The following is a 1009-nucleotide window of genomic DNA, read 5'->3' as shown; positions in this document are numbered from 1 at the left end:
CATTGAAAATCAATATGATATTTTATATTCATTCCTGTTTTTCTTTATAGAAAATTAAAACAGGGTTTAGTTCTTCATCATGCGTTTTATCCATTTTTTCAGTTTGTCTTTCCAGTATATCTGCATTTTCTAAACTATTGAAATCCGCAATAAACATTATTTGCTGATCATCCGCATCATGAGGAAAATAACTCATATCAGAAATGCCATTTTTTAAGTCTCTGGCGTGCTGACACCATTTTGCTTTATTATTTGCTTTATCTACTCTGATAAAATCATGTACATTTGACTTGAAATAGATAAATCGATTTGTTTCCCTGATCGAAGAAAAGCCATAACATATTTGTTTTTCATTTATTTCGTTGACAAGTTTCCTCGGGTCTGTATACTGTTTCTTAAGTATGGCATCAGTAATGCCAAAGTTATCACAATTAATCTGATAAGTAACTGTTTCGTCTAGGTTGAATAGGGAATTTCCGAGAGGGACAACATACCAGATAGATTTGCTTTTAACGATAGGTACTCCTCTTTGTCGGAGAATAAAATCCGCTGTTTTACCAATGAATTTATTCTTTATATATTTACTATTATTAAGATCAAAACTCCTTATAATGCTTTTATCTTTAGTATTTAATGGATTGTAAAAAAATAGAATATTATTATTATATATTATTTTCTCATAGAGATTGTCGGTGTCAATATTGTCAGTTTGGGAGATAAATGTTCCGTCTAAACTATAAATGAATAAGCTGAAATTATCGGTATATAGAATAATATTGTCTCTATCGTAGTCAAGGGCTATGTCGATAATATGATTATATTCTCCGGGACCTCCCCCTCTATTACGTATTTTATTTAAAAATTTACCCTTCATGTCAAAAAACAAGACTTCTTCCCTGTCATTTAAAATGATGATTGTATCTTTATGTATGATTAACCGTCTAATACTTTTGATCAAAGACAAGTCTATTGTTTCCAAGTATATAATATCAGATAATTGAAGATGGTC

Annotated in this window: 1 protein-coding gene; it reads right to left on the bottom strand. The window is 29.9% G+C overall.

Going from position 1 to position 1009, the window contains the following annotated elements:
* Positions 1–28 precede the first annotated feature (28 nt).
* On the bottom strand, positions 29–1009 hold a 981-nt coding region (locus D7D25_RS17675; protein WP_122970219.1), incomplete at its 5' end, for a 6-bladed beta-propeller.

This window comes from Proteiniphilum sp. X52 (assembly GCF_003712195.1).
Lineage (GTDB): Bacteria > Bacteroidota > Bacteroidia > Bacteroidales > Dysgonomonadaceae > Proteiniphilum.
Note: the sequence above shows the minus strand (reverse complement) of the source record. Positions and strands in the feature narration are given on the sequence as shown.